The sequence below is a fragment of the Streptomyces sp. WAC00040 genome (genome assembly GCF_056835925.1).
In genome coordinates, this window is the sequence record NZ_JAKQZE010000003.1 from 428,675 (window position 1) to 454,492 (window position 25,818).

The following is a 25,818-nucleotide window of genomic DNA, read 5'->3' on the forward strand; positions in this document are numbered from 1 at the left end:
GCATTCCGATCAGCCCCTCACGGACTCCTTGGCGGTTCGCCCCGCCAGGAGGGGACTGCGCCTGGACATGAACCAGCCCACGGTGTGCCGCAGCCCCTCCTCGATGGTCACCTGAGGGAACCAGCCGAGATCATGCTGCGCCCGCGTGATCACGGGACGCCGCCGGACAGGGTCGTCCACGGGCAGTGGGCGGAACTCCAGTCCCGACGCCGATCCGGTCGTCTCGCGCACCAGTTCCGCGAGTTCCCGCACCGTCCGCTCGCTGGGATTGCCCAGGTTCAAAGGCCCGGGGAGATCAGAGTCGATCATGGCGATGATGCCCCGGACCAGGTCGTCCACGTAGCAGAAACTGCGTGTCTGGCTCCCGTCCCCGTAGATGGTGAGCGGTTCCCCCGTCAGAGCCTGCCGGATGAAGGTCGACACCACCCGACCGTCATAGGGACGCATCCTCGGTCCGTAGGTGTTGAAGATCCGCAGTATGCCGACGTTCGCGGCCAGGCTGCGCCGGTACGCCATGGACAGCGCTTCGGCGAACCGCTTGGCCTCGTCGTACACGCTGCGCGGCCCCACCGGATTGACATTCCCCCAGTAGTCCTCGCGCTGGGGGTGCACCACCGGGTCGCCGTACACCTCACTGGTCGAGGCGAGGACGAAACGTGCCCCGTGACTGACCGCCAATCGCAAGGCGTTCTCCGTTCCCCTGCTGCCCACGGCCAGTGTCTCCAGGGGGCGGCGATGGTAGTCGGGGGGCGAGGCGGGGCTGGCGAGGTGCGCCACGGCGTCCACCGGCCCCGGAACATCGAATGCGGCGGAGACGTCGGCGCGGATGAGCGTGAAGCCGGGGTGCCCGTGCAGATGCGCCGTGTTCTCCCATTCACCGGTCGAGAAGTCGTCCACGCACAGGACGCGGTCTCCTCTGCACAGCAGGGCGTCGCACAGGTGTGACCCGAGAAAGCCGCCCCCGCCGGTGACCAAAACATGCATGATTCCTCCCAAGTTCTCGCGTTCAGGCGGCGTACGCGCCGTTGATCCGGGGACGGCCGAGCGCGCTCAGCGTCCAGCCCGCCGACTGCCAGGAGGCGGCGTCCAGGGTGTCTCGCGCATCGAGGATCTGCCGGCTGCGCACCACAGAACCGAGCTCGGCGGGAGAGAGCTGCCGGTACTCGGGCCATGCCGTCAGATGCAGGACGAGATCCGCGTCCTCGCACGCCTTGGGCACTTCGAGGGTGTACTGCAGCCCAGGGAACCTGTGCCGGGCGTTGTCGAGGGCTTCCGGATCGTGCACCCGGACCTCGGCGCCCTCACTGCGGATCGCCGAAGCGACGTCCAGGGCGGGCGAGTCCCGCACGTCGTCGCTTTCGGGTTTGAAGGCCGCTCCCAGGCCCGCGATGCGCCGGCCGGCGAAGGAGCCACCCACCATTTGCCGTGCCAGGTCGACCGTGCGGCGCCGCTGCCGGGTGTTGATCTCGTCGACCTGGTGGAGGAAGGCGATCGCCTCGCCGGCCCCCAGTTCTTCGGCGCGCGCCGCGAAAGCACGGATGTCCTTGGGGAAGCAACTGCCGCCGAAGCCCAGGCCGGGTTGCAGGAACCGGTGTCCGATGCGCGAGTCCTCGCCGACGGCCTCCGCCAGCGTCAGCACGTCGGCACCTGCGGCGTCGCACACCTCCGCCATGGCGTTGATGAACGAGATCTTGGTGGCGAGGAAGGCGTTCGACGCCACCTTGACGAGTTCGGCGGTGGCGGGGTCGGTGCTGAAGAAGGGGACGCCGCCGATCAGCATGGGCTCGTAGATCTCCCGAAGTGTCGCCTCGGCCTGCCGCGACTCGACGCCCACGACGATCCGTTCGGGACGCCTGGTGTCGGACACGGCGAAACCCTCGCGCAGGAACTCGGGGTTCCAGGCGATCTCACTGTGCGGTGCGACGGCCCGCAGGCGGGCGCCCAGGCGGGCCGTTGTGCCGACAGGCACCGTGGACTTGCCGACGATCAGGCTGCCGGGCTGCAAATGCGGTGCCATGCTGTCGACGACGGCATCGACATGGCTGACGTCGGCCGCTTCACCGCCGGGCACCTGCGGGGTTCCCACGCACACGAAGTGCAGACGCGCGAACCTGGCGGCCTCGGTCATGGAGGTGGAGAAGCGCAACCGTCCCGCCCTGACGGTTCGGGCGAGGATTTCGTTCAGGCCGGACTCGTAGATCGGGGCCCTCCCCGCCCTCAGGGCCGCGATCCGCTCTTCGTCGATGTCCACGCCGAGGACCTCGTGGCCGATGTCCGCCATGCACGCGGCATGGACCACTCCGACGTATCCGGTGCCGATGACTGTCATCCGCATTGTCGTTCTCCTTGGTTGAAACGGCTCGGACAGGTCAGTCCGCGTAGCCGAGGGGGTTGAGTTGCCGGAACCGCCACGCGTCCCGGCACATCGCGGCGAGATCGCGGGTCGGGCTCCAGCCCCATTCGTGTGCGATCACGCGGGGATCGGCGACGAGTTCGCTCACGTCGCCCGGACGGCGGTCCTCGACGGTGTACGGCATCTCCCTGCCGCTGGCCTCACCGAAGGCGGCCAGCAGTTCCAGGACCGAAGTGCCCGATCCGACGCCGAGGTTGAACACTCGCATTCCGGGTGCGTCGTCGAGATGCTCCAGCGCCACCCGATGGGCCTCGGCGACATCCATGACATGGATGTAGTCACGGACCCCGGTGCCGTCCGGGGTGGCGTAGTCGCCGCCGTACACTGTGACGCTCCCGCGCTCGCCGTCGGCGACCTGGGCCAGGCGAGGCATCAGGTTGAGGTCGCCGCCACGGGGCGACTCGCCGAGCAGGCCGCTGGGATGTGCGCCCACGGGGTTGAAATAGCGCAGGGACAGCACGCTGAATTCCGGACGGAGCCGGCATACGTCGGCGAGTATCTGCTCACACGCCCATTTCGACGCGGCGTAGGGGTTCGTGGGCCGGGCCGGATCCTGCTCGCTCAGCGGGACCTTGTCACTCTCACCGTAGATGGAGCAGGACGAGGAGAACACCAACTGGTGGACCCCGTGATCGTCCATGGCTCCCAGCAAGGCTGTCGTACCACCGATGTTGGTGTCGTAGTACTCGATCGGCTTCCGCATCGACTCACCGACGGCCTTCTTCCCGGCGAAGTGCACCACCGCGTCCACGGAATGGTGGTCGAACACGTCCGCGAGGGCGCGCCTGTTGCGCAGATCCAGCCGGTAGACGGCGCTCAGATGGCGGTCGGCGACCTTCTGCACGCGGGAGAAGACGTGGGGCGAGCTGTTGGAGTAGTTGTCGACGACCACCAGGGCGTAGCCGTGATCGAGCAGTTCGACACAGGTGTGGCTGCCGATGAAGCCTGCTCCACCGGTGATCAGGATGGTTGACGGAGCTGGCACGGGCTTCTCCTTCGCAAGGTCGAGGGGATGGTTGACTGCGGGCACCGGGGCTCACCAGCCGAGAACAGCGGCCGCGTAGGCGGGGAAGAACGTGATGGCCAAGATGGGGGGAACGACGGAGGCGACACCGACGAGCAGCGATGTTTTCGCTGTGGCGAGGGCGGCACGGAAGCTTGTGCCCGCCGCGCGGGACGTCTCGCGCACGTGCAGCAGGGGCACGGCCAGGGCGACCACACCGTAGGTCACGGCGCCGAGCAGGGACAGGAAGACGTAGCCCACCGCGGGACGCGTCAGCTCCCCGAACAGGCTGACACCGGCCAGGGACACAGCCAGGACGGCGAACGGCAGCACCAGGCGGGTCAGCAGGGGTTCCAGGCCGCTGCGTTGCTTGGGCGTGACCTTGAAGACCACCGGCCGGGGGTGCATCCGCTGGCGCGCCGCTCCCAGGACGCCCCACACGATGTAGGGCCAGCGGGCGAGGGCGAACAGCCAGATCTCCCAGCTGATGACCGGGGCGGAGGGCGGACGCAGCAGTCCGCACCGCCGCATGAGGAACAGGGCCAGCAGGACCCAGAGGGGCATGAACAAGAAGTGGAGCAGGAAGTCGAAGTAGTTGACGTTCATCCAGGGCAGCCCGGTGAGCACCGCGATCGGCGGCAGTGACATGCCGGCCAGAACGGTCAGCGCGAGCAGCGGGTAATAGGCCAGCGCGTAGGCGAAACGCAGACGGCACAGGAAGGGCATACGGCCCAGGTGGTGCCAGATGAGGCTGAACAGCATCGTGGTGAGGCTGCGCGACCACTGGTATTCCTGCGTGACCATGTCGGCGAAGGTGAGCGGCCCGTCACCATGTGCCTCGGCGTCAATCGCGAATGCCCCTTGCCATCCTGCTGAGTTGAGAAGCATCGTCGTGGAGAAATCCTCTGCCAGCTCCGGTCCGAGCCCCCCGATGTCGCGCAGCGCGGCGGTGCGGACCGCGTAGTGCGAGCCGATGCACATCGGTGCGAGTCCGTTGCTGTGGCCGAGCTGTACGGCCCCGTGCCAGACGGCCTCCCGGTACAGTCGGCCCCGCGCGGACCATGACTGGGCGGCGTTGACGTCGCAGACGCTCGGAGCGGCCACGTACCCGATGGCCGGGTCGGCGAACGGCCTCACCATTTCGGCCAGGTAGGTGGGGGACGGAACATGGTCGCAATCGAGCTGGGAGACGACCGCGTAGTCGCGGTAACCCCAACGGTCATAGAAGAAGGCGAGGTTGCCTTCCTTGCAGCGGGTACGCCGGGGCCAGGTGGTCCGGTGGTACGCCAGGACGCCCCGGCGGCACGACACATGGACGCCGTGGCGACGGCACCACTGGAAGATCTCCTCGCTCGGGTCCTCGTCGCACAGCCAGACGTCGTAGGGGTGGGGGAAGACCTGAACCGTCATGGCTTCGAGCGTCTTGCGGACCGTGCACCACTGCTCCGAGGGCGCCCGGGTCACCACGAAGGCGACCGGCAGGGCGGGAACCTCCAGCGAGGGGTTCACCCGCTTCAGCCTGTTGACGGTGTACAGGAAGTAGAAGGGGAGTGCCGTCAGGTACAGGAGCAGGAGGCTGTTGACGATCAGCCCGGCCCATCCGACCCGGTGCTCCGGCCTCAGCCACCACATCCAGAACCAGGCGAAGGCCAGCGTCCAGCTGATGGCGAGACCGATGACCACGGCCTGGTCCCTGCCGGACAGCACGCGCACGAAGGTGTCGGGGCGTATGGACCGGGTGGGCGGTCGCCGCCTGAAGACGGGGCCTTCCGCCGTGATCCGTGCGACACGTCCGCCGGACAGCGTCCGGATCTGCTCCTCCAGCGACGTCCCGCTGCCCGCATCGGACAGGGCCCTGCCGTCACCGGTGTCGTGGGAGATCGCGAGCCGCCTGGTAGACATGGCAACGCTCCGTAGTGGCGTGCGTACTGAGGTGCAGGCCCGCGCTGGACTCACGGCCGCAGCTTCCACTGCGGGGATCCTCGCGCTCGGGACCTTGTATCCGTAGGCCGTATATTTACGGCGTATACGTACACATTCCACCCATCGGGGCATATGGTCAAGAGGAAGGACCGGAAGGCTCGTTCCGCCATCGGAGGCGACGCATGACCAGGGAGACCGGGCAGGGTGCGGGCCGTCGCGCCGGCGACAAGGGCCGCTACGGGCGACTGAACCGGGAACGGGTCCTTGCCACCGCTCTGCAAGTGGTCGATCGCGAGGGGCTCGGGGCGCTGAGCATGCGGCGACTGGGCGCCGAGCTGGGCGTGGAGGCCATGGCTCTGTACCGGTACGCGGCGGGCAAGGAAGCCCTGCTGGACGGCCTGGTCGAGGCTCTGTATCTGGAGCTGGAGGACACGCTGGCCACTGGGCCCCACGACGCAGGAGCGCCGCCGGCGAACGCCTCGCGACCGTCTCCTGCATGGCGCGCGGAACTCCACCACGTCGCACGCCAGACCTACTTGGTCGCCCTGCGTCATCCCCACGCAGTGCCGCTGCTGGCGACCCGGATGCTGGCCGTCCCCCTCGCACGCCGTTCCCCGGCCGTACTCCGGGACCACGAGCGGGTCCTGGTCCTCCTGCAACAGGCGGGTCTGGATGACGCCGCCGCGGCAAGAGCCCATCGGGCGTACACCGCGTGGCTGCTCGGCTATGTCTTCGTCGAACTCCGAGCCATGGTGGACGCTCCGGAGGAGTCCGATCCGGCGTTCCGACTCGGCCTGCACCGGATGCCGGCACAGGAACTTCCCCGCCTCCGCGCCGCCACCGCCGACCTCGCCGAACGCGAGGGGCCGGAGGGGCTCGCCGCAGGGCTGGATGCCCTCCTCGACAGCCGTGTTCCGAGCGGCGGTGACCCGCCTGCCGCCGGCGGGTCCGGGCATGGGCCACCGCGGTGATCAGGACTGACGAACGGTACGGAGGACTCGCGCATCACGTCGGTCACCCCGACGTCGGCCGCGACTGTCCGGGCTCCTGGGCGCGGGGCGCGGTCTGCCCGGTGGTGCGGTCTTCCGCTTCTCGGGCGGTGTCGGCGTCGCGGCGAAAGAGGGCCCGGCGGCTTTCGCCGCGTACTCGTTGGTGCGGGGCTGCCCCCGCACCGGGCGACGAGGTCCCGGGCCCGGATGCCGGGCCGGCGCTGCGGCAGGAGCAGCCGTGGCGGCAGCGGTGGGTCGGCAGGCTGGTGAGCAATCCGGACCAGTCCGGCAGGGCCTGTGAGGCGGTGGAGGCGGACTGGGCAATGCGCCGCCGCATCGGCGGGCGGGCGTGTGCGACCCCGGCGGACACGAGCCCGCCCGCGCTCAAGAGGCAGCGGGGGTCAGTTGTGCGTCGCGGTGCACCAGCGCGGCATAGCGGCCACCCTGTTCGAGGAGCTCCTGATGGGTGCCGCACTCGGCCACGCGGCCGGCGTCGAGCACGACGATCTGGTCCGCGTCCCTGACCGTGGAGAGCCGGTGGGCGATGGTGATGGTGGTCCGGCCACGGGACAAGGACTCGATGGCCTGCTGCACCGCGTGCTCGGTACGTGTGTCGAGGGCGCTGGTCGCCTCGTCGAGAACCAGGACCGGCGGGTCGCGCAGGATGGTGCGGGCGAGGGCGAGCCGCTGCTTCTCGCCGCCGGAGAAGCGGTAGCCTCGCTCGCCGACCAGGGTGTCGTAGCCGTCCGGCAGGGAGGCGATGTGTTCGTGGATCTGCGCGGCGCGGGCGGCGGCCTCGAGCTCTTCGGGCGTGGCGTCCGGCTTGGCGAAGCGCAGATTGTCGGCGACGGAGGCGTGGAAGAGGTACGTCTCCTGGGAGACGACTCCCACGGCCCGCGCGAGGGTCCCGAAGTCCAGGTCCCGTACGTCGACGCCGTCGATGGTGACCCGGCCGCCGGTGACGTCGTACAGCCGGGGAACGAGATAGCTGAGCGTGGACTTGCCGGAGCCGGTCGGGCCGACGACCGCGAGCGAGCCGCCGGCAGGGACAGTGAGGTCGATGGCGTCGAGCGTCGGCCGCTCCTGAGCCTGGTCGTAGGCGAACTCGACCTTCTCGAAACGGATTTCGCCCCGCACCTTGTCGAGCGACACGGGCTTGGCGGGCTCGGTGATCTCGACCGGAAGATCAAGATACTCGAAGATCCGTTGGAAGAGGGCGAGTGAGGTCTGCATCTGTACCCCGGTGGAGAGCAGGCTCACCGCGGGCCTGAAGAGCCCCTGCTGGAGGGAGACGAAGGCGACGAGCGTGCCGATGGAGATCGCGGGACCACCGGACTTGAGCGTGAACCCCGCGGCCCAGTAGATGAGGGCGGGCATGGCCGCCATGACGATTCCTATGGTCGACATCCGCCAGCGGCCGGCCATGCTCGAGCGCACCTCGAGGTCGACCAGGCGCTCCGACTCCTCGGCGAAGGACCTGGTGAGGGAGTCGGCCCTGCCCATGGTGCGGCCGAGGAGGATGCCGCTGACGGACAGGGACTCGGTGACCGTGGCGGCCATCGCGGCCATCTGCTTCTGCCGTTGGGTGGTGATCTTCTTGCGCTCGCGGCCGACCCGGCGGCTGATCCAGACGAACAGCGGCAGCAGGACGAGGGAGACGACGGTGAGCCGCCAGTCCAGGGCGAGCATGGCGACGACGCTGGCGACGACCGCGGTGAGGTTGGAGACCAGGGAGGTGGCCGTCGACGTCACGGTGGCCTGCATGCCGCCGATGTCGTTGGCGATGCGCGACTGGACCTCGCCGGTGCGGGTCCTGGTGAAGAAGGCGAGCGGCATCCGCTGCAACTGCGCGTAGACCCCGGTACGCAGATCGTGCATCACCTGCTGGCCCACCGTGGTGGAGATCAGCGTCTGGAGCACACCGAAGACGCTGGTGATCACGGCGGTGGCGATCATGCCGAGGGCGAGCAGGCTGAGCAGCCCGGTGCGGCCCTGCGGGATCGCGGTGTCGAGGATCTCGCGCAGCAGGAACGGCGAGGCGACGGACACCAGCGACGAGGCGCCGACGAGCAGGCCCACGGCGGCGAGCCGGCCGCGGTAGGGCCGGAAGAGCCGCAGGATCCGGCGCACCTCGGCAGGTGGTTGGTCCGGGTCCTTGGGCGGTGGGGTCCAGGTGGTGTGTTCGGGCCGCAATGGTCTCCTCAGGCAGGGATGCGGTGAAAAGCCTAGCTCATTGTTACCTATACTCACAATGAACAAGGTCCTGATACTGTTCCCGGCATGAGCACCCCCGACGCCGACGGCCTGCTCGCCGAGCAGTTGCTCCGGCTGACCCGCCGGCTCCACCGCAGCCAGAAGCGCCAGCTCCAGTCGGCGGACATAGCGATCACGCCCGCCCAGTCGCGGCTGCTGCGCACCGTGGCCCACTACGAAGAGCCGCCCCGAATGGCGGATCTGGCGGAGCGTCTCGAGGTGGTCCCCCGCGCTGTCACGAGTCTGGTCGACGGGCTCGAGGCCGGCGGCCGGGTCCGCCGGGTGCCCGACCCGGCCAACCGCCGTGTCACCCGGATCGAGTTGACCGACACGGGCCGCGCCACGCTGCGCGCCCTGCGCGACGCGCGCCGCGCGGCGGCGGAGGACGTGCTCGCCCCCCTCACCACGGAGCAGCGTGAAACCCTCGCCGGCCTGCTGTCCGCCCTGGTCGACAGCCCCGGACCGCGCTGCTGACCCACCGGCAGCGGAGCCCGGAGACCGGGATAAATCGGTTGCTGCCGCCCGTCCCGGGGCGGGACGCTGGCAGATCTGTGCCGACCTTCCGAACGATCTGGGACATCATGCAGATTCGCGACCTTCCGTATGTCGATCCTGGTCTGCCGGACGTCCGGTCGGGGCCGGGATTCCTTATCTGGCTCGGACGCCGGCAGCTGCGCGGCCAACTCCGCTCCCTGTCGTGGGGACTGCTGCACTTCGTGTCCGTCATGGCGCTTCCCTACGGGGTCGGCAGGGCCGTCCAGGCGGTCGTGGAGAAGTCGGGAAGCTCCCTCGCCCTGGCGGGCGCGCTGCTCGCCGTCTCCGCCGTCGGCATCGCCGTCGGAGACACCATGCTGCACCGCACGGCCGTCACCAACTGGATCACCGCCGCGGCGCGCGTCCAGCAGCTCCTGATCCGCAAGACCTCCGAACTGGGCTCCGCGCTCACCCGGCGGGTCGCGGCCGGGGAAGTGGTCGCCGTTTCCACCGGCGACGTCGAGAAGATCGGCTGGTTCGTCGAAGCGGTCTCCCGTTTCCTCGCCGCCGCCCTCACCGTCGTGCTGGTCTGCGTCGGCCTGCTGATCTACCAGCCGGCCCTCGGGGTCCTCGTGGCCGTCGGCGTGCCGGTGCTGGCCCTCGGCGTCCTGCCGCTGCTCCCCCGGGCCACCCGCCTCGCGGACGTGCAGAGGGAGAAGGCGGGCCGCGCCACGGAGCTCGCCTCCGACACGGTCGCCGGCCTGCGCGTGCTCCGCGGCATCGGCGGCGAGGAGCTCTTCCTGAAGCGCTACCGGCACGCCTCCCAGGAGGTCCGCACCGCCGCCGTCCGCAGCGCCCGTATGTGGTCGGCCATCTCCGCCGTGCAGGTGCTGCTGCCGGGCCTGCTGCTGATCTCGGTCGTCTGGTACGGCCTCGGTCTCGTCGGGGACGGCCGGATCGCCGTGGGCGAACTGGTCACCGTGTACAGCGCGGTGATGCTGCTGAGCTACCCGCTCCGGCACTTCGAGGAGATCGCCATGGCGTACTCCTTCTCCCGGCCCTCCGCGCGCCGCGCGGCACGGGTGCTGTCCCTCGAGCGGAGCGCCCGGCAGGCCACCCCCGCGGACGACGCACGCGAGCTGACCGGCGATCTGTACGACCCGGCCACCGGCCTGCTCGCCCCGGCCGGAACGCTCACCGCCGTCGTCTGCGGCGACCCGGACGCGGCGGGACTGCTCGCCGAACGGCTCGGCGGGCACCCGGCGGAACCGGACGGCCTGCCCTCCGTACTGCTCGGCGGCGTCGCGCTGGACGGCCGGCCGCTCGAAGAGGCACGCGGCGCGGTGCTCGTCCAGGACAAGGACCCGGTGCTGCTCTCGGGCACCCTCACCGAACTGCTCGACGTACCGGCGTCCGGGGATGTCGCCGTGGAGCGGGCGCTGGCCGCGGCGGAGTGCGGCGACGTGCTCGACGCGCTGGCGCAGGCGTCCCTCGCCGACGACCCGATGACGGCGCCCATCACCGAACGCGGGCGCTCCCTGTCCGGCGGCCAGCGGCAGCGGCTCGCGCTGGCGCGTTCGCTGGTCACCGACCCCGAGGTGCTGGTCCTCGACGAGCCGACATCGGCCGTCGACTCGCACACGGAGGCACGGATCGCGGACGGCGTACGCAAGCTGCGCTCGGGCCGCACGACGGTCCTGTTCACGTCCTCACCGCTGCTGCTCGACCGCGCCGAGCGGGTCGCCCTGGTCCACGAGAGCACGGTCGTGGCGGTCGGCACGCACCGCGAACTGCTCCGCGCGGAGCCCCGCTACCGCGCGGTCGTGACCCGCGAGACCGACACGGAGCAGCGCCTCGTCGCGGCCCCGCGCGGCCCGGTCGAGGCACAGCTCACGAAGGCCGGCACCGAAGACATCGAGGAGACGGCATGATCGGCCTGCGGCCACCGGAGTACGACCCGGCGGCCCTCCGCAGGGCGACCACCCTGCCGGTGGGCACACCGGCCACCGTGCGCGCGTACGTGAGCGAGCTGCTGCGGCGGCACCGGGGCGCCTTCGCGCTCCTCGTCACCGTCAACACGGTCGCCGTCGTCGCCTCGATGGCCGGTCCGTGGCTCCTCGGGTCGCTCGTGGAGAAGGCGGCGGACGGAGCGCGCGACCTGCACCTGGAACGCACCGCCGCACTGTTCGCGGCCGCCCTCGTCGTCCAGGCGGTCTTCGTCCGGCTGGTGCGGCTGCGCGGGGCGATGCTGGGTGAACGGATGCTCGCCGATCTGCGCGAGGACTTCCTCGTCCGCTCCGTCGGACTCCCTCCGGGCGTGCTCGAACGCGCCGGGACAGGTGATCTGCTGTCCCGTATCACCACGGACGTCGACCGCCTGGCCAACGCCATGCGTGAGGCCGTGCCGCAGCTGACGATCGGGGTCTTCTGGATCGTGCTGCTCCTCGGCGGGCTCACCGTGACGGCGCCGCCGCTCGCGCCCGCCGTGCTGCTGGCGGTGCCGCTGCTGGTCGGCGGATGCCGCTGGTACTTCAAGCGCGCGCCGTCGGCGTACCGCTCAGAGGCCGCCGGGTACGCGGCCGTGGCGGCCGTGCTCGCGGAGACCGTCGACGCCGGCCGCACCGTGGAGTCGCACCGGCTCGGGGCGCGCCGGGTGGCTCTCTCCGACCGGCGGATCAAGGAGTGGACGTCCTGGGAGCGGCACACCCTCTACCTGCGCTCCGTCCTCTTCCCCGTCATCAGTTTCACCCACGCGACCGTGCTCACCTCCGTGCTGATGATCGGCGGCGTGTTCGTACTGCAGGGCTGGATCGGCATCGGCCAGCTGACCACCGGCGCGCTGATCGCCCAGATGATGGTCGACCCGGTGAACCTCGTCCTGCGCTGGTACGACGAGCTCCAGGTGGCTCAGGTGTCCCTGGCGCGGCTGGTGGGCGTTCGGGAGATCGAACCGGAGGCGGGCGACGAACGGTTGCGGCCCGACGGCCGGGACGTCCGCGCCGACCGCGTCCACTTCGGCTACCGCGAGGGCGTCGACGTGCTGCACAGGGTCTCGATGGAGGTGCCGCCCGGCACCCGGATGGCGCTGGTCGGCCCGTCGGGCGCCGGCAAGTCGACCCTGGGCCGGCTGCTCGCGGGGATCTACGCGCCGCGCAGCGGCCATGTCACGCTGGGCGCGGCGGAGTTGTCGGGTATGCCGGCCGAGCGGGTGCGGGAGCACGTGGCGCTCGTCAACCAGGAGCACCACGTCTTCGTCGGCTCGCTGCGGGACAACCTGCTCCTCGCCCGCTCCTCCGCCGGGGACGCGGAGTTGTGGGCCGCTCTCGGCGCGGTGGACGCGGACGGCTGGGCGCGGGCGCTGGACGACGGTCTGGACACGGAGGTCGGCTCCGGCGGCCTCTCGCTGACCCCGGCCCAGGCCCAGCAGATCGCGCTCGCCCGCCTCGTTCTCGCGGACCCGCACACACTTGTGCTGGACGAGGCCACCTCGCTGCTGGACCCGCGGGCGGCCCGCCACCTGGAGCGCTCGCTGTCCCGCGTCCTTGACGGCCGCACGGTCGTCGCCATCGCGCACCGGCTGCACACCGCGCACGACGCGGACGTGATCGCGGTGGTCGAGGAGGGCCGCATCAGCGAGCTCGGCAGTCACGACGAGCTCGTATCGGCGGACGGCGCGTACGCGGCGCTCTGGCGCTCCTGGCACGGGTGACCCCGGAGCCCGGCCCCTGCCCGTACCGAGCGGGGGCCGGGCTCCGGGCTCGTCAGATGAAGTTCAGCGCGGCGGCCCCGCCCACGCCGCCCAGCAGCATGAACGCCGGCATCAGCACCTTCAGCTCGACCCAGCTCCCGGCCCGGAAGCGCATCGGCTTCGGGGGCCCCACGGCGTACCAGCGCTTGTTGCCGATCGGGATCGGCCACAGGATCGGGCAGCCGGAGACGGTGAGGGCGTCGCCGATGTCGTGGACGAGGGCCCCGAGAACGATCGGCAGGCCCAGCCACAAATATTCCTGGCCCGGCGCGGTGAACAGCCAGTCCGCGCCGTTGCCGGGCTTGTCGAGGACGCCCGCGAGGATCCACGCGCTGGTGGCGCCCAGCAGCCAGACCAGGATGTCGCTGGAGACCCGGGCGGCGCGCCACAGCAGGCCTTCCACGGCCAGCACCATGTGGACGAACAGAATCGCGAGGACGGCCCACCGGCCGCCGAAGATCGCCAGCGCGGAGGCGCCCGAGCCGATGAGCACCGCCCACAGCCAGGTGTGCGTCAGCGTCCGGTGCCCGCCGGTCCTGCGCTTGTCGCCTTGTTTCCGCGTGGCTTTGTAGACGGCGTACGACAGCTTGTCGACGATCTCGCACAGGCCGCGTGACACGGGCCCGAAGGCCCGCGAGATCGTCGCCGCCTTGTGATCCAGGTCGGGCGCCAGCGCCGCACCCGCGCAGATCAGCGCTCCGACGACGAGGACGGGCCACGGCATGGGGTGGCCCGTGGCGGCCGTAGCCGCTCCCACCCCCAGCCAGGCGGCCGCCCCGGACAGAGAGTGCGCCGGCCCCATCATGTGCGTTCCCGCCCCATCGTCGCCCCATCGCTCGTGTGCGTGACCCCAGTTGACAGGGCAGCGTATCGGTCATGATCTTGCCGCTCACGGCCGGTTCCCTGATCCGGCCCGGGGACAGGCAAGATGGGGGTGTGACCCTTATCGATCAGCTGCCTTCAGACGCCGACCCCGATGCCCTGTACGAAGCCTTCTCCTCCTGGGCGGAGGGCCAGGGCATCACGCTCTATCCGGCTCAGGAGGAGGCGCTGATCGAGGTGGTCTCCGGGGCGAACGTGATCCTTTCGACGCCGACCGGCTCGGGGAAGAGCCTGGTCGCGGCGGCCGCGCACTTCGCGGCACTGGCGAACGACCAGGTCACGTTCTACACCGCACCGATCAAGGCCCTCGTCTCGGAGAAGTTCTTCGACCTGTGCAAGCTGTTCGGCACGGAGAACGTGGGCATGCTGACCGGCGACGCGTCCGTGAACGCCGACGCGCCGGTCATCTGCTGCACCGCGGAGGTGCTGGCCTCGATCGCCCTCCGCGACGGAAAGCACGCCGACGTCGGCCAGGTCGTGATGGACGAGTTCCATTTCTACGCCGAGCCGGACCGCGGCTGGGCGTGGCAGATCCCGATCCTGGAACTGCCGCAGGCGCAGTTCGTGCTGATGTCGGCGACCCTCGGTGACGTCTCGATGTTCGAGAAGGACCTGACCCGCCGCACCGGCCGCCCCACCAGCGTCGTCCGGTCGGCGACCCGGCCCGTTCCGCTGTCGTACGAGTACCGGCTGACGCCGATCACGGAGACGCTGACCGAGCTGCTCGAGACGAAGCAGGCTCCTGTCTACATCGTCCACTTCACCCAGGCGCAGGCCGTGGAGCGCGCCCAGTCGCTGATGAGCATCAACATGTGCTCCCGCGAGGAGAAGGACAAGATCGCCGACCTGATCGGCAGTTTCCGGTTCACCACCAAGTTCGGCAAGAACCTGTCCCGTTATGTCCGGCACGGCATCGGTGTGCATCACGCGGGCATGCTGCCCAAGTACCGGAGGCTGGTGGAGAAGCTGGCGCAGGCCGGCCTGCTGAAGGTCATCTGCGGCACCGACACGCTCGGCGTAGGTGTCAACGTCCCCATCCGCACGGTGCTGTTCACGGCGCTCACCAAGTACGACGGCAGCCGGGTGCGGACACTGCGGGCGCGTGAGTTCCACCAGATCGCCGGGCGTGCGGGCCGGGCCGGCTTCGACACCGCGGGCCTCGTCGTCGCGCAGGCGCCGGAGCACGTCATCGAGAACGAGAAGGCGCTCGCGAAGGCCGGTGACGACCCCAAGAAGCGCCGCAAGGTGGTCAGGAAGAAGGCTCCTGAGGGCTTCGTCGCCTGGTCGGACAGCACGTTCGAGAAGCTGATCGCGTCCGAGCCCGAGCCGCTGACGTCCCGCTTCCGGGTCACCAACATCATGCTCCTCTCGGTGATCGCCCGGCCGGGCAACGCCTTCGTGGCCATGCGCCGGCTGCTCGAGGACAACCACGAGCCGCGCAAGGCCCAGCTGCGTCACATCCGCCGGGCCATCGCCATCTATCGCTCGCTGCTCGACGGCGGAGTGGTGGAACAGCTGGACACTCCCGACGCGGAGGGCCGAACCGTCCGCCTCACCGTCGACCTCCAGCAGGACTTCGCGCTGAACCAGCCGCTGTCGACCTTCGCCCTCGCCGCCTTCGACCTGCTCGACCCTCAGTCCCCGTCCTACGCGCTGGACATGGTCTCCGTCGTCGAGTCGACGCTGGACGATCCGCGTCAGATCCTCGCCGCCATGCAGAACAAGGCGCGCGGTGAGGCCGTCGGCAAGATGAAGGCGGACGGCATCGAGTACGAGGAGCGCATGGAGCGGCTCCAGGAGATCTCGTACCCGAAGCCGCTGGAGGAGCTCCTGTGGCACGCCTACAACGTCTACAAGAAGTCGCACCCCTGGGTCGGCGACCACCCGGTGTCCCCGAAGTCCGTCATCCGTGACATGTACGAACGGGCGCTGACGTTCACCGAGTTCACCTCCTGGTACGAACTGGCCCGCACCGAGGGCATCGTGCTGCGCTACCTGGCGAGCGCGTACAAGGCCCTCGACCACACCATCCCGGACGACCTGAAGACGGAGGACCTCGAGGACCTGATCGCCTGGCTCGGCGAGATGGTCCGCCAGGTCGACTCCAGCCTGCTGGACGAGTGGGAGCAGCTCGCCAATCCGGAGGTGGAGACGGCCGAGGAGGCGCAGGAGAAGGCCGACCAGGTCAAGCCGGTCACGGCGAACGCCCGCGCCTTCCGGGTGCTGGTGCGCAACGCGCTGTTCCGCCGGGTGGAACTTGCCGCCTTGGACCGGGTCGGCGAACTGGGCGAGATGGACGCCGAGTCGGGCTGGGACGCCGACGCCTGGGGCGAGGCGATGGACGGGTACTGGGACGAGTACGACGACCTGGGCACCGGCCCGGACGCCCGCGGCCCGAAGCTCCTGGCCATCGAGGAGGACGCGGCACACGGCCTGTGGCGCGTGCGGCAGACCTTCGCCGACCCGAACGGCGACCATGACTGGGGAATCAGCGCGGAGGTCGATCTGGCGGCCTCCGACGAGGAGGGCCGGGCGGTCGTGCGGGTCACGTCCGTCGGTCGGCTCTGACAGGGAGAACTGAGGATGACGAATCCGGCCGAGCGTCTGGTCGATCTGCTCGATCTGGAACGGATCGAGGTCAACATCTTCCGGGGACTCAGCCCGAACGAGTCCCTTCAGCGCGTCTTCGGCGGGCAGGTGGCCGGTCAGGCCCTGGTCGCCGCGGGCAGGACCACGGACGGCGACCGTCCGGTCCATTCGCTGCACGCCTACTTCCTGCGGCCGGGACGCCCCGGGGTGCCGATCGTGTACCAGGTCGAAAGGGTCCGGGACGGCCGCTCGTTCACCACCCGCCGGGTCACGGCCGTGCAGGAAGGGCGCACCATCTTCAATCTGACGGCGTCCTTCCACCGCCCCGAGCCGGGCAGCATCGAGCACCAGCTGCCGCCGCGTCTCGACTTCCCGGATCCCGAGTCGCTGCCGACGGTGACGACCGAGATCCGGGAGCATCTGGGCGAGCTGCCGGAGGCTCTGGAGCGGATGGCCAGGCGCCAGCCGTTCGACATCCGCTATGTCGACCGGCTCCGCTGGACGGCGGACGAGATCAAGGACGCCGACCCGCGCAGCGCGGTCTGGATGCGCGCGGTCGGGCCGCTGGGGGACGATCCGCTGGTGCACACCTGCGCGCTGACGTACGCGAGCGACATGACGCTCTTGGACGCGGTACGGATCCCGGTGGAGCCCCTGTGGGGCCGCCGCGGCTTCGACATGGCGTCGCTGGACCACGCGATGTGGTTCCACCGTCCGTTCCGCGCGGACGAGTGGTTCCTCTACGACCAGGAGTCGCCGATCTCGACGGGCGGCCGCGGGCTCGCCCGTGGCCGGATCTACGACCGCGAGGGCCGGCTGCTGGTGTCGGTGGTGCAGGAGGGCCTGTTCCGGCCGGTGTAGCCGGCCGCCGGCCGCGGTCCTCCCGGTACGGGGAAGATCGCCGCGCCCGGCGGCGTTGTCCGATGTGCCGCCCGTGCTCCGTCACGGGCGCACCCGTGTTTTCATCGGTCGTCCACCGGTGCGGCCGTCCGGCCGCGCGCCGGCGACCCTGTGAGGAGCTTCGATGACTCTGTACGACATCCCGCTGCGCACCCTGTCCGGCGAGCCGACCTCGCTCGGCGACTACCGGGACCAGGCCGTCCTGGTGGTCAATGTGGCCTCCAAGTGCGGGCTGACCCCGCAGTACGCGGGCCTGGAGCGGCTGCAGAAGGAATACGGCGACCGGGGCTTCACGGTGCTGGGAGTGCCGTGCAACCAGTTCGGGGGCCAGGAGCCGGGCAGCGCGGAGGAGATCACCACGTTCTGCTCGGCGACGTACGGCGTGTCCTTCCCGATGCTGGAGAAGACGGACGTGAACGGCGAAGGCCGTCACCCCCTGTACGCGGAGCTGACGAAGGTCGCGGACGCCGACGGTGAGGCCGGCGACGTCCAGTGGAACTTCGAGAAGTTCCTGATCTCCCCGCAGGGCGAAGTAACCCGTTTCCGTCCCGGTACCGAGCCGGAGTCCCCCGAGGTGCTGGCGGCCGTCGAGGCAGTACTGTCTGCCTGACGTCGCGGGGCGCGACGCTTTTGGCTGCCTTTCCCGGGGGGATCCGGTGGGGAACAAACGCAGGGACGACGATGCCATGTGGCCGCTCGGCGTCGGCTTCGTCGGCGGGGTGCTCGGTCTGGCACTGGGTGTCTGGGCCGCCTACGAGGCGTTCGTGGGCGGCACACTGCCGCTGATCGGCTATGAGATGCCGCACGGGTCCTTCGTGCTCGGGATCGTTCTGGGGGTCGTGGTCTCGCCGGTGCTGTTCAAACTCGGCTTCGTGGTGCTGCTGCTGCCCTCGTTGCTGATCGAGAAGCTCACACGGCGCTGAGGGCCGAAGACACGCAGAAAGCCGGCACGCGGAAGGCTCCGGCACCCCTCGGGGGAGCCGGAGCCTTCGTCGTGTCCGCCGGATCAGCGGATCGGCATGCCCGACAGGGTGCGGGCGATCACCAGTCGCTGGATCTCGCTGGTGCCCTCGAAGATCGTGTAGATCGCCGCGTCGCGGTGCATGCGCTCCACCGGGTACTCGCGGGTGAAACCGTTGCCGCCGAGGATCTGGACCGCCTGGGCGGTGACCTTCTTGGCGGTCTCGCTGGCGAACAGCTTCGACATGGATCCCTCCGCCGAGGTGAAGGGCTTGCCGGTGGCCGCCATCCACGAGGCGCGCCACACGAGCAGGCGGGCGGCGTCGATCCGCGTGCGCATGTCGGCCAGTTGGAAGGCGATGCCCTGGTTGTCGATGATCGGGCGGCCGAACTGCTCCCGGGTCCTGGCGTAGTCGAGCGCGACCTCGTACGCCGCGCGGGCCGTGCCGACGGCCATGGCCCCGACGGCGGGACGGGATGCCTCGAAGGTGGCCATCGCCGCGTTCTTCACCCGCTCGCCGCCCGCGCCGCCTGCCGTGCGGGCCTTCTCCCTGGCCCGCGCGAGCCGCTCGTCCAGCTTCTCCTTGCCGCCGAGGAGGCAGCCGCCGGGCACGCGGACGTCCTCGAGCACGACCTCCGCGGTGTGCGAGGCGCGGATGCCGTGCTTCTTGAACTTCTGCCCCTGGGACAGGCCGGGGGTGCCCGGCGGGACGATGAACGAGGCGTGGCCCTTGGAGCCGAGCTCGGGATCGACCACGGCGACGACGACATGGACGCCTGCGATGCCGCCGTTGGTCGCCCAGGTCTTGGTGCCGTTGAGCACCCACTCGTCCTTCGCCTCGTCGTACAAGGCGCGGGTGCGCATGGAGCCTACATCGGAGCCGGCGTCGGGCTCCGAGGAGCAGAAGGCGGCCACCTTCACATCGCTCGCGTCGCCGTACATCTGGGGGATCCAGGTGCCGATCTGCTCCTCCGTACCGTTGGCGAGGACGCCCACGGCGGCGAGCCCGGTGCCGACGATGGAGAGCGCGATGCCCGCGTCGCCCCAGAACAGCTCCTCCATCGCCACCGGGATGCCGAGACCGGTGGGGTCGAAGAACTGCTGGGCGTAGAAGTCGAGGGAGTAGATTCCGAGCTTGGCCGCCTCCTGGATGACGGGCCAGGGGGTCTCCTCACGCTCGTCCCACTCGGCGGCGGCGGGGCGCATGACGTCCTTGGCGAAGCCGTTGAGCCAGTCTCGGACCTGCTTCTGATCATCATTGAGGTCGAGCGTGAACTCGGTCATGTCCCCTCCAGAGCTACTGCGACAACCTGCATGTTACCTACGGTAACGGCAGTCTGTTACCGACGGGTAGCCCATGTCAACCAGCCATGGCCCGATCATGTGACCCTTGCGGCAGGGTGTTACTTTGCGCAAGCGTCACGCAATCGTCCGGGCGGGGAGAAACACATGGAGACCACACAACACCAGCGGTCGGCCGACCAGCGGCGCCGGGAACTCCTCGAGGCCGCCGACCGGGTGGTGCTCCGGGACGGGCCCCACGCCTCCATGAACGCCATCGCCGCGGAAGCGGGCATCACCAAGCCCATCCTCTACCGGCACTTCGGCGACAAGGGCGGCCTCTACCGCGCGCTGGCCAAGCGCCACACCGACGCGCTGCTGAGAGCCCTTCAGGTGGCGGTGGACGCGGACGTCGACCGCAGGGAACGGGTCGCCGGCACACTCGACACGTATCTCGCCGCCATCGAGGCTCGACCCCAGGTGTACCGCTTCCTGATGCACCCGGCGGAAGACAACCAGCCCTCGGAAGCCGGCTTCGACGTGGGCCGCCACTCGGCGCCGCTGCTGCGGCGCCTCGGCGAGGAGCTCGGCACGGTCATCGCCGACCGCGTCGACCTCGGCCCCGGCGGAGAACTGGTGGCCCGCGTGTGGGGCCACGGCATCGTCGGCATGATGCACGCGGCGGGCGACTGGTGGCTCGGCGAACGGCCGTGCTCGCGGGCGGAGTTGGTGGCCAGCCTGACGGACCTTCTGTGCGGCCGCCTCTTCCAGGTCGAGGACCGGGCGGACGGCCCCGGCTTTTGAACTCCCGCCGCGCGGAACGTACCGGGGGCTCATCCCCCTACGCCTGGCGGCGCGGGGGGGACCGCCGCCGGAATCCCGCGCCTCGAACGCCGGCGAGGCTTGAGTCGCCGGGCAACTTGAGCCCGCCCAGGGGCACCTCCCACGGCCGCCAGGCCCCAGGGGGAGATCGAGGACACCGCGCGAAGCGCGGTACGGGTCCTGCCCCGCCACCCGGCGGAGCGCACATCGGTACAGCGGAAGGGGCAGGTCGGGGAACGGGCGCCACAGGCGCAACGCCCCGGCGTACCCGCAGGCGCCACTCCCCCGGCATGCCGCCGGCGGCGCTACGCCCCCCGCGTGCCCGCCCGCACCCGCCCCGCCCGCTCCGGCGTCCCCCAGGACGCCTTCCGTACCGCCCTCGCCAGCCTCGCCCGCCGCCACGGCGACAGCCGGTCCGCGTACACCAGCCCCTCCAGGTGGTCGCACTCGTGCTGGAGGCACCGCGCGAAGAACCCGGTCCCCTCCACCCGTACCGGCTCCCCCTCCCACGTCACGCCCTCGACCACCGCGCGGTCGAAGCGTTCGGTCCCCGCCTCCAGGCCGGGCAGCGAGAGACAGCCTTCCGGGCCGCGGACCGTGACACCGTCCGCCTCCACGAGGCGGGGATTGACGATGTGTCCGAGGTGACGGACGTCCTCGTCGTCGGGGCAGTCGTAGACGAAGACCCTCGAAGCGACACCGACCTGGTTCGCGGCGAGCCCGACGCCCTGGGCCGCGTACATCGTCGCGAAGAGGTCCTCGACGAGTTCCTTCAGGCCGGGGCCGAAGTCGGTCACGGTCTCGCAGGGCGTGTGCAGGGCCGGATCGGCGAGCAGACTCATGGGCCTGACGCGTCCGGTACTGCCGGGGATCGGCCGGTTTCGCATGGCGCCCAGCGTACGTTCCCGCCCGTTCACCCGTGACCTCGACCTTCTCCGACGGTGCCGCGGTGCGGGCGGCCGACCGGAGCTGGATAGGCTGAGTCCCGACCGATGCAAGGAGGATCAAGGACGATGTCAGGCAACTCGGAGCCCCTGACGCCGCGAGCCAAGCTGGCCGTGACGGCGGGCAAGGCCGCAGCAGCGGTGTCCCGCGCCGCCGGACGCGGCAGCGGATCGGTGATCGGCGGCCGGGTGGCGCTCAAGCTCGACCCCGATCTGCTGGGGAGGCTGGCGCAGCACCTGGACGTGGTCCTCGTTTCTGCGACCAACGGCAAGACCACGACCACGAGGCTGATCGCCGAGGCGCTCCGGGCCAGTGGCCCGGTGGTCTCCAACGCGCTCGGCGCCAACATGCCGGCGGGTATCACCTCGGCCCTGGCGGGCGGCTCGGACGCCCGCTTCGGTGTGATCGAGGTCGACGAGAAGTACCTCGCCGGTGTGGCGAGGGATGTGACGCCCAAGGCCATCGCCCTGCTGAACCTGTCGCGCGACCAGCTGGACCGCGCGGCGGAGACCAGGATGCTGGCCGAGAAGTGGCGTGAGGGTCTTGCCGGTTCGAAGGCGATGGTCATCGCCAACGCGGACGACCCGCTGGTCGTGTGGGCGGCCTCCTCCTCCCCCAATGTCGTGTGGGTCGCCGCCGGCCAGGAGTGGAAGGACGACGCCTGGTCGTGTCCGTCCTGCGGCGGTGTGATGCAGCGCCCCGGCGACGACTGGTTCTGCGGCGAGTGCGGTTTCCGCCGTCCGGCGCCGAGCTGGGTGCTCAGCGGCGACCATGTCATCGACCCGCACGGCTCCGCCTGGCCGATCCACCTCCAGCTGCCCGGCCGCGCCAACAAGGCCAACGCCGCCACCTCCGCCGCCGTCGCCGCCTGCTTCGGTGTGCCGCCGCAGGTGGCCCTGGAGCGCATGTACCAGGTGCAGGCCGTGGCCGGTCGGTACGACGTCGTCTCCTTCCTCGGCCGTGACGTACGGCTGCTGCTGGCGAAGAACCCGGCCGGCTGGCTCGAGACGTTCTCGCTGATCGACCCGCCGCCGACGCCGGTGATCCTCTCCGTCAACGCACGCGGCGCGGACGGCACGGACACCTCCTGGCTGTGGGACGTCGACTACACCCGTCTCGCCGGCCACCCGATCTTCGTGATCGGCGACCGCAGGCTGGACCTCGCGGTGCGGCTGGAAGTGGCGGGTCTGGACTTCCGTGTGTGCGACTCGGTCGACGAGGCGGTGCAGAGCGCCCCGCCCGGCAGGATCGAGCTGATCGCCAACTACACAGCCTTCCAGGACGTACGCCGTCGTGTCGGCAACTGACCGGTGGACGGACGGAGAGGACGTATGAGAATGAGTGACAGCAGCCTGCGTCTGGTGTGGGTCTACCCGGATCTGCTCAGCACCTACGGCGACCAGGGCAATGCCCTCGTGGTGGAGCGCCGGGCCCGGCAGCGCGGTCTCGACGTGATGCGCATCGACGTACGCAGCGACCAGCCGGTGCCCACCTCCGGCGACATCTATCTGATCGGCGGCGGTGAGGACCGTCCGCAGCGGCTGGCGGCCGAGCGGCTGCGCCGCGACGGTGGCCTGAGCCGGGCTGCGTCGAACGGCGCGATCATCTTCTCGGTCTGCGCCGGCTACCAGATCCTCGGCCACGAGTTCATCAACGACCTCGGTGAGCGCGAGCCCGGCCTCGGTCTGATCGACGTGGTGTCGACCCGCGGCGAGGGCGAGCGCTGTGTCGGCGACGTACTGGCCGACATCGACCCGCAGTTGGGCCTGCCGCAGCTGACCGGCTTCGAGAACCACCAGGGCATCACACATCTCGGCCCGACGGCGCGTCCGTTCGCCCGGACCGTCCTCGGCCGGGGCAACGGCACCGGCGACGGCACGGAGGGGGCGTACAACGACACCGTCTTCGGCACGTACATGCACGGCCCTGTGATGGCACGCAACCCGCAGATCGCGGACCTGCTGCTGAAGCTGGCCCTCGACGTGAACGCGCTTCCGCCGACGGACGACCGGTGGTACGAGGCGCTGCGCGCGGAGCGGATCGCGGCCGCGACACAGCCCGCCTGATGGTCCCTCCGCTCACCCGAGCACCCATTCCGCGGCCCCTTCGCTCAGCTGAGCGGAGGGGCCGTGGGCGCGGTCCCACCAGGCGGACGCCCGTTTCAGAACCCCCGCCCCGCGCCGGTAGGGTGGCACGGAACCAACCGGACGACGTGGTCCGGGAGTCCGCCCACGTTGTAAAGGTTTTCGGGCAATGCGCATTGGTGTGCTCACTTCCGGCGGCGACTGCCCCGGTCTGAACGCCGTCATCCGTTCCGTCGTGCACCGCGCCGTAGTCGACCACGGTGACGAGGTCATCGGCTTCCACGACGGCTGGAAGGGCCTCCTGGAGTGCGACTACCGCAAGCTCGACCTCGACGCGGTGGGCGGCATCCTGGCCCGTGGTGGCACGATCCTCGGCTCCTCCCGGGTCCAGCCGGCGCATCTGCGCGACGGCGTGGAGCGGGCCAGGGGGCATGTGGCCGATCTGGGCCTCGACGCGATCATCCCTATCGGCGGTGAGGGCACCCTCAAGGCGGCCCGTCTGCTGTCCGAGAGCGGTCTGCCGATCGTGGGCGTGCCCAAGACGATCGACAACGACATCTCCTCCACCGATGTCACCTTCGGCTTCGACACGGCCGTCGGCGTGGCCACGGAGGCGCTCGACCGTCTGAAGACCACCGCGGAGTCGCACCAGCGGGTCCTGATCGTCGAGGTCATGGGCCGGCACACCGGCTGGATCGCGCTGCACTCCGGCATGGCGGCCGGCGCGCACGCGATCGTGGTGCCGGAGCGGCCCTTCGACATCGAGGAGCTGACCAAGCGGGTCGGTGCGCGCTTCGAGGCGGGCAAGCGGTTCGCCATCGTGGTGGTCGCGGAGGGCGCGAAGCCCCGCGAGGGCTCGATGCAGTGGGACGAGGGCGGCAAGGACATCTACGGCCACGAGCGGTTCGCGGGCGTGGCCCGTCAGCTCTCCGTCGAGTTGGAGGAGCGGCTCGGCAAGGAGGCGCGTCCGGTGATCCTCGGTCACGTCCAGCGCGGCGGCACCCCCACCGCCTACGACCGTGTCCTCGCGACCCGGTTCGGCTGGCACGCCGTGGAGGCGGCACACCGCGGCGAGTTCGGCATGATGACGGCGCTGCGAGGCACGGACATCACGATGGTGCCCCTCGCGGAGGCCACCGAGACCCTGAAGACGGTGCCCGTGGAGCGGTACGAAGAGGCCGAGACGGTCCTCTGACCTCCTGGGAACCGCACGGAGTCCCCACGAACCGCCCCCGGTCGCAGCCGCGACCGGGGGCGGTTCTACTCTGGTGCGAGCAAGCGGACATCCCGTACGAATCACCGGTACGGATCAGGAAGCCCTCCGGGAGTGCACAGATGGATCACAGCGGGCACGGCACGACGATGGATCTGCCGCCGTTCACGCTGGGGCGGGGCCTCGAGTTCTCACCGGACGTGTTCTTCCTCGTCGGCTGCCTCCTCGCGCTCGGCCTGTACGGCTGGGGTGTCGCACGGCTGCGGCAGCGGGGCGACACCTGGCCGGTGAGCCGGACGGTCTGGTTCACCGTCGGCGTGCTGAGCATCGCGCTGATGATGTGCACCAAGCTGAACGACTACGGCATGGTCATGTTCAGCGTGCACATGGTGCAGCACATGGTGATCAGCATGCTGTCGCCGATCGTCCTGCTGCTGGGCGCGCCGATCACGCTGGCGCTGCGGGCGCTGCCCGTCGCCGGCCGCGGCCGCAAGGGGCCGCGTGAGGTGCTGCTGATGCTGCTGCACAGCCGCTACATGCGGATCGTCACGCATCCGGTCTTCACGATCCCGCTCTTCATCGCCAGCCTGTACGGGCTGTACTTCACTCCGCTGTTCGACTTCCTGATGGGGTCGAAGACCGGGCACATCGCGATGATGGTGCACTTCCTCGCGGTCGGGCTCGTGTTCTTCTGGCCGATCATGGGCGTGGACCCGGGGCCGCACCGGCCCGGTTACGTGCTGAGGATGCTGGAGCTCTTCGCCGGTATGCCCTTCCACGCCTTCTTCGGCATCGCGCTGATGATGGCGACGGAGCCGATGATCGGGGCGTACCGCGATCCGCCGGCCTCCCTCGGTATCGACGCGCTCTCCGACCAGAACGCCGCGGGCGGGATCGCCTGGGCGTTCAGCGAGATCCCGTCCGTGGTCGTGCTGCTCGCGCTGGTCTTCCAGTGGTACCGCTCCGACCAGCGGCTGGCCAAGCGCAGGGACCGGGCGGCGGACCGCGACGGGGACCAGGAGCTCGCCGCGTACAACGCCTATCTCGCCTCCCTCCAGGCACGCGGCAACTGAGGCGTGCGAGTCGTCGCCGGCCGGTAGCGCCGGGCCCTCCTTTGGGGCGACGATTGTCCTCGACGGCCCCCGCCGTCGAAGGAGGGCACATATGTCCGGTTCGACGAAAGCGATGGGAGTGCTGACCGTCGGGGCCCTGGTGGTCGTGACGGCGTACACGGCGGCTCTCGGCAGCAACGGCTGGCTCTGGTTCGCCTGGGTGGTGCTCGGGACGGTGACCATCGGAGTGGTGGCCTCGAAGGGCACCTGAGCCGGTCACGCCCCG

General features: G+C 70.2%; 22 protein-coding genes. 14 read left to right on the forward strand and 8 right to left on the reverse strand.

The window, feature by feature from the left end:
- Positions 1–9 precede the first annotated feature (9 nt).
- From MDN94_RS27315 to MDN94_RS27330, 4 genes are read right to left on the reverse strand one after another with little or no spacing between them, the layout of a single operon-like run.
- Complete coding sequence (locus tag MDN94_RS27315; protein WP_482728559.1) at positions 10–984, reverse strand: UDP-glucuronic acid decarboxylase family protein; 975 nt, start codon at positions 982–984, stop codon at positions 10–12.
- Positions 985–1,006: 22 nt separating this feature from the next.
- Positions 1,007–2,335 carry a UDP-glucose dehydrogenase family protein gene (locus MDN94_RS27320; RefSeq protein WP_482728560.1) on the reverse strand — a complete coding sequence of 443 codons (1,329 nt, stop codon included), beginning with the start codon at positions 2,333–2,335 and terminating at the stop codon, positions 1,007–1,009.
- A 34-nt stretch (positions 2,336–2,369) separates the two neighbouring features.
- Positions 2,370–3,398, reverse strand: coding sequence for a UDP-glucose 4-epimerase GalE (galE, locus tag MDN94_RS27325; protein ID WP_482728561.1), 1,029 nt, complete (start codon positions 3,396–3,398; stop codon positions 2,370–2,372).
- Between the two features lie 51 nt (positions 3,399–3,449).
- A complete protein-coding gene (locus MDN94_RS27330) occupies positions 3,450–5,318 on the reverse strand; it encodes a glycosyltransferase family 2 protein (RefSeq protein ID WP_482728562.1) in 1,869 nt (622 codons plus the stop codon).
- A gap of 203 nt (positions 5,319–5,521) precedes the next feature.
- On the opposite strand from MDN94_RS27330, the gene MDN94_RS27335 reads away from it, so the two are divergent.
- On the forward strand, positions 5,522–6,310 hold the full coding sequence (locus MDN94_RS27335; protein WP_482728563.1) for a TetR/AcrR family transcriptional regulator: 789 nt from the start codon (positions 5,522–5,524) through the stop codon (positions 6,308–6,310).
- 402 nt (positions 6,311–6,712) lie between these two features.
- Here the strand turns inward: MDN94_RS27335 and MDN94_RS27340 are convergent, their stop codons facing one another.
- Positions 6,713–8,521 carry an ABC transporter ATP-binding protein gene (locus MDN94_RS27340; protein ID WP_482728564.1) on the reverse strand — a complete coding sequence of 603 codons (1,809 nt, stop codon included), beginning with the start codon at positions 8,519–8,521 and terminating at the stop codon, positions 6,713–6,715.
- An 87-nt stretch (positions 8,522–8,608) separates the two neighbouring features.
- On the opposite strand from MDN94_RS27340, the gene MDN94_RS27345 reads away from it, so the two are divergent.
- From MDN94_RS27345 to MDN94_RS27355, 3 genes are all read left to right on the forward strand, one after another.
- Entirely contained in the window at positions 8,609–9,055 is a 447-nt protein-coding gene (locus MDN94_RS27345; protein ID WP_482728565.1) for a MarR family winged helix-turn-helix transcriptional regulator, read from the forward strand.
- Positions 9,056–9,162: 107 nt separating this feature from the next.
- On the forward strand, positions 9,163–10,986 hold the full coding sequence (locus tag MDN94_RS27350; RefSeq protein WP_482728566.1) for an ABC transporter transmembrane domain-containing protein: 1,824 nt from the start codon (positions 9,163–9,165) through the stop codon (positions 10,984–10,986).
- Entirely contained in the window at positions 10,983–12,764 is a 1,782-nt protein-coding gene (locus tag MDN94_RS27355; RefSeq protein WP_482728567.1) for an ABC transporter ATP-binding protein, read from the forward strand. The genes MDN94_RS27350 and MDN94_RS27355 overlap by 4 nt, the downstream gene beginning before the upstream one ends.
- 52 nt (positions 12,765–12,816) lie before the next feature.
- Here the strand turns inward: MDN94_RS27355 and MDN94_RS27360 are convergent, their stop codons facing one another.
- Complete coding sequence (locus MDN94_RS27360) at positions 12,817–13,608, reverse strand: metal-dependent hydrolase (RefSeq protein ID WP_482728568.1); 792 nt, start codon at positions 13,606–13,608, stop codon at positions 12,817–12,819.
- Between the two features lie 71 nt (positions 13,609–13,679).
- On the opposite strand from MDN94_RS27360, the gene MDN94_RS27365 reads away from it, so the two are divergent.
- The 4 genes from MDN94_RS27365 to MDN94_RS27380 all read left to right on the forward strand — a co-directional run bounded on the left by MDN94_RS27365 (position 13,680) and on the right by MDN94_RS27380 (position 18,097).
- Positions 13,680–16,253 carry a DEAD/DEAH box helicase gene (locus MDN94_RS27365; protein ID WP_482728569.1) on the forward strand — a complete coding sequence of 858 codons (2,574 nt, stop codon included), beginning with the start codon at positions 13,680–13,682 and terminating at the stop codon, positions 16,251–16,253.
- Positions 16,254–16,268: 15 nt separating this feature from the next.
- Entirely contained in the window at positions 16,269–17,135 is an 867-nt protein-coding gene (locus MDN94_RS27370) for an acyl-CoA thioesterase (RefSeq protein ID WP_441265891.1), read from the forward strand.
- 163 nt (positions 17,136–17,298) lie between these two features.
- Positions 17,299–17,784, forward strand: a complete 486-nt coding sequence (locus tag MDN94_RS27375; RefSeq protein WP_482728570.1) for a glutathione peroxidase — start codon at positions 17,299–17,301, stop codon at positions 17,782–17,784.
- 46 nt (positions 17,785–17,830) lie between these two features.
- A complete protein-coding gene (locus MDN94_RS27380) occupies positions 17,831–18,097 on the forward strand; it encodes a hypothetical protein (RefSeq protein WP_482728571.1) in 267 nt (88 codons plus the stop codon).
- Between the two features lie 83 nt (positions 18,098–18,180).
- On the opposite strand, the gene MDN94_RS27385 is transcribed toward MDN94_RS27380, so the two are convergent.
- Positions 18,181–19,419: an acyl-CoA dehydrogenase family protein gene (locus MDN94_RS27385; protein ID WP_482728572.1), complete on the reverse strand. Its 1,239-nt coding sequence runs from the start codon at positions 19,417–19,419 to the stop codon at positions 18,181–18,183.
- Between the two features lie 165 nt (positions 19,420–19,584).
- Here MDN94_RS27385 and MDN94_RS27390 point away from each other — a divergent pair, with 165 nt between their 5' ends.
- On the forward strand, positions 19,585–20,220 hold the full coding sequence (locus MDN94_RS27390; RefSeq protein ID WP_482728573.1) for a TetR/AcrR family transcriptional regulator: 636 nt from the start codon (positions 19,585–19,587) through the stop codon (positions 20,218–20,220).
- Between the two features lie 323 nt (positions 20,221–20,543).
- On the opposite strand, the gene def is transcribed toward MDN94_RS27390, so the two are convergent.
- Entirely contained in the window at positions 20,544–21,125 is a 582-nt protein-coding gene (def, locus tag MDN94_RS27395; protein WP_482728574.1) for a peptide deformylase, read from the reverse strand.
- A gap of 126 nt (positions 21,126–21,251) precedes the next feature.
- Here def and MDN94_RS27400 point away from each other — a divergent pair, with 126 nt between their 5' ends.
- The 5 genes from MDN94_RS27400 (at position 21,252) to MDN94_RS27420 (ending at position 25,803) form a co-directional block, all read left to right on the forward strand.
- Positions 21,252–22,490, forward strand: coding sequence for a MurT ligase domain-containing protein (locus MDN94_RS27400; RefSeq protein WP_441265896.1), 1,239 nt, complete (start codon positions 21,252–21,254; stop codon positions 22,488–22,490).
- A gap of 30 nt (positions 22,491–22,520) precedes the next feature.
- Entirely contained in the window at positions 22,521–23,249 is a 729-nt protein-coding gene (locus tag MDN94_RS27405; protein WP_005320403.1) for a type 1 glutamine amidotransferase, read from the forward strand.
- A gap of 187 nt (positions 23,250–23,436) precedes the next feature.
- The gene (locus tag MDN94_RS27410; protein WP_482728575.1) at positions 23,437–24,462 is read left to right on the forward strand and encodes a 6-phosphofructokinase; all 1,026 of its coding nucleotides are present in this window, start codon (positions 23,437–23,439) and stop codon (positions 24,460–24,462) included.
- A 140-nt stretch (positions 24,463–24,602) separates the two neighbouring features.
- Positions 24,603–25,553 (forward strand): cytochrome c oxidase assembly protein, encoded by a 951-nt coding sequence (locus MDN94_RS27415; protein ID WP_482728576.1) that lies wholly within the window; start codon positions 24,603–24,605, stop codon positions 25,551–25,553.
- Between the two features lie 91 nt (positions 25,554–25,644).
- Positions 25,645–25,803, forward strand: coding sequence for a hypothetical protein (locus MDN94_RS27420; protein ID WP_189469930.1), 159 nt, complete (start codon positions 25,645–25,647; stop codon positions 25,801–25,803).
- Positions 25,804–25,818: the final 15 nt, after the last annotated feature.

Excerpts from the sequence above, each read along its gene's own strand:
- MDN94_RS27355 (WP_482728567.1), top strand. The coding sequence starts at position 10,983 with ATGATCGGCCTGCGGCCACCGGAGTACGACCCGGCGGCCCTCCGCAGG.
- MDN94_RS27415 (WP_482728576.1), top strand. The coding sequence starts at position 24,603 with ATGGATCACAGCGGGCACGGCACGACGATGGATCTGCCGCCGTTCACG.
- MDN94_RS27420 (WP_189469930.1), top strand. The coding sequence starts at position 25,645 with ATGTCCGGTTCGACGAAAGCGATGGGAGTGCTGACCGTCGGGGCCCTG.
- MDN94_RS27385 (WP_482728572.1), bottom strand. The coding sequence starts at position 19,419 with ATGACCGAGTTCACGCTCGACCTCAATGATGATCAGAAGCAGGTCCGA.
- MDN94_RS27400 (WP_441265896.1), top strand. The coding sequence starts at position 21,252 with ATGTCAGGCAACTCGGAGCCCCTGACGCCGCGAGCCAAGCTGGCCGTG.
- def (WP_482728574.1), bottom strand. The coding sequence starts at position 21,125 with ATGCGAAACCGGCCGATCCCCGGCAGTACCGGACGCGTCAGGCCCATG.
- MDN94_RS27375 (WP_482728570.1), top strand. The coding sequence starts at position 17,299 with ATGACTCTGTACGACATCCCGCTGCGCACCCTGTCCGGCGAGCCGACC.
- MDN94_RS27345 (WP_482728565.1), top strand. The coding sequence starts at position 8,609 with ATGAGCACCCCCGACGCCGACGGCCTGCTCGCCGAGCAGTTGCTCCGG.
- MDN94_RS27335 (WP_482728563.1), top strand. The coding sequence starts at position 5,522 with ATGACCAGGGAGACCGGGCAGGGTGCGGGCCGTCGCGCCGGCGACAAG.
- MDN94_RS27330 (WP_482728562.1), bottom strand. The coding sequence starts at position 5,318 with ATGTCTACCAGGCGGCTCGCGATCTCCCACGACACCGGTGACGGCAGG.
- MDN94_RS27365 (WP_482728569.1), top strand. The coding sequence starts at position 13,680 with ATGATCTTGCCGCTCACGGCCGGTTCCCTGATCCGGCCCGGGGACAGG.
- MDN94_RS27350 (WP_482728566.1), top strand. The coding sequence starts at position 9,163 with ATGCAGATTCGCGACCTTCCGTATGTCGATCCTGGTCTGCCGGACGTC.
- MDN94_RS27405 (WP_005320403.1), top strand. The coding sequence starts at position 22,521 with ATGAGTGACAGCAGCCTGCGTCTGGTGTGGGTCTACCCGGATCTGCTC.
- MDN94_RS27315 (WP_482728559.1), bottom strand. The coding sequence starts at position 984 with ATGCATGTTTTGGTCACCGGCGGGGGCGGCTTTCTCGGGTCACACCTG.
- MDN94_RS27370 (WP_441265891.1), top strand. The coding sequence starts at position 16,269 with ATGACGAATCCGGCCGAGCGTCTGGTCGATCTGCTCGATCTGGAACGG.
- MDN94_RS27410 (WP_482728575.1), top strand. The coding sequence starts at position 23,437 with ATGCGCATTGGTGTGCTCACTTCCGGCGGCGACTGCCCCGGTCTGAAC.
- MDN94_RS27390 (WP_482728573.1), top strand. The coding sequence starts at position 19,585 with ATGGAGACCACACAACACCAGCGGTCGGCCGACCAGCGGCGCCGGGAA.
- MDN94_RS27360 (WP_482728568.1), bottom strand. The coding sequence starts at position 13,608 with ATGATGGGGCCGGCGCACTCTCTGTCCGGGGCGGCCGCCTGGCTGGGG.
- MDN94_RS27320 (WP_482728560.1), bottom strand. The coding sequence starts at position 2,335 with ATGCGGATGACAGTCATCGGCACCGGATACGTCGGAGTGGTCCATGCC.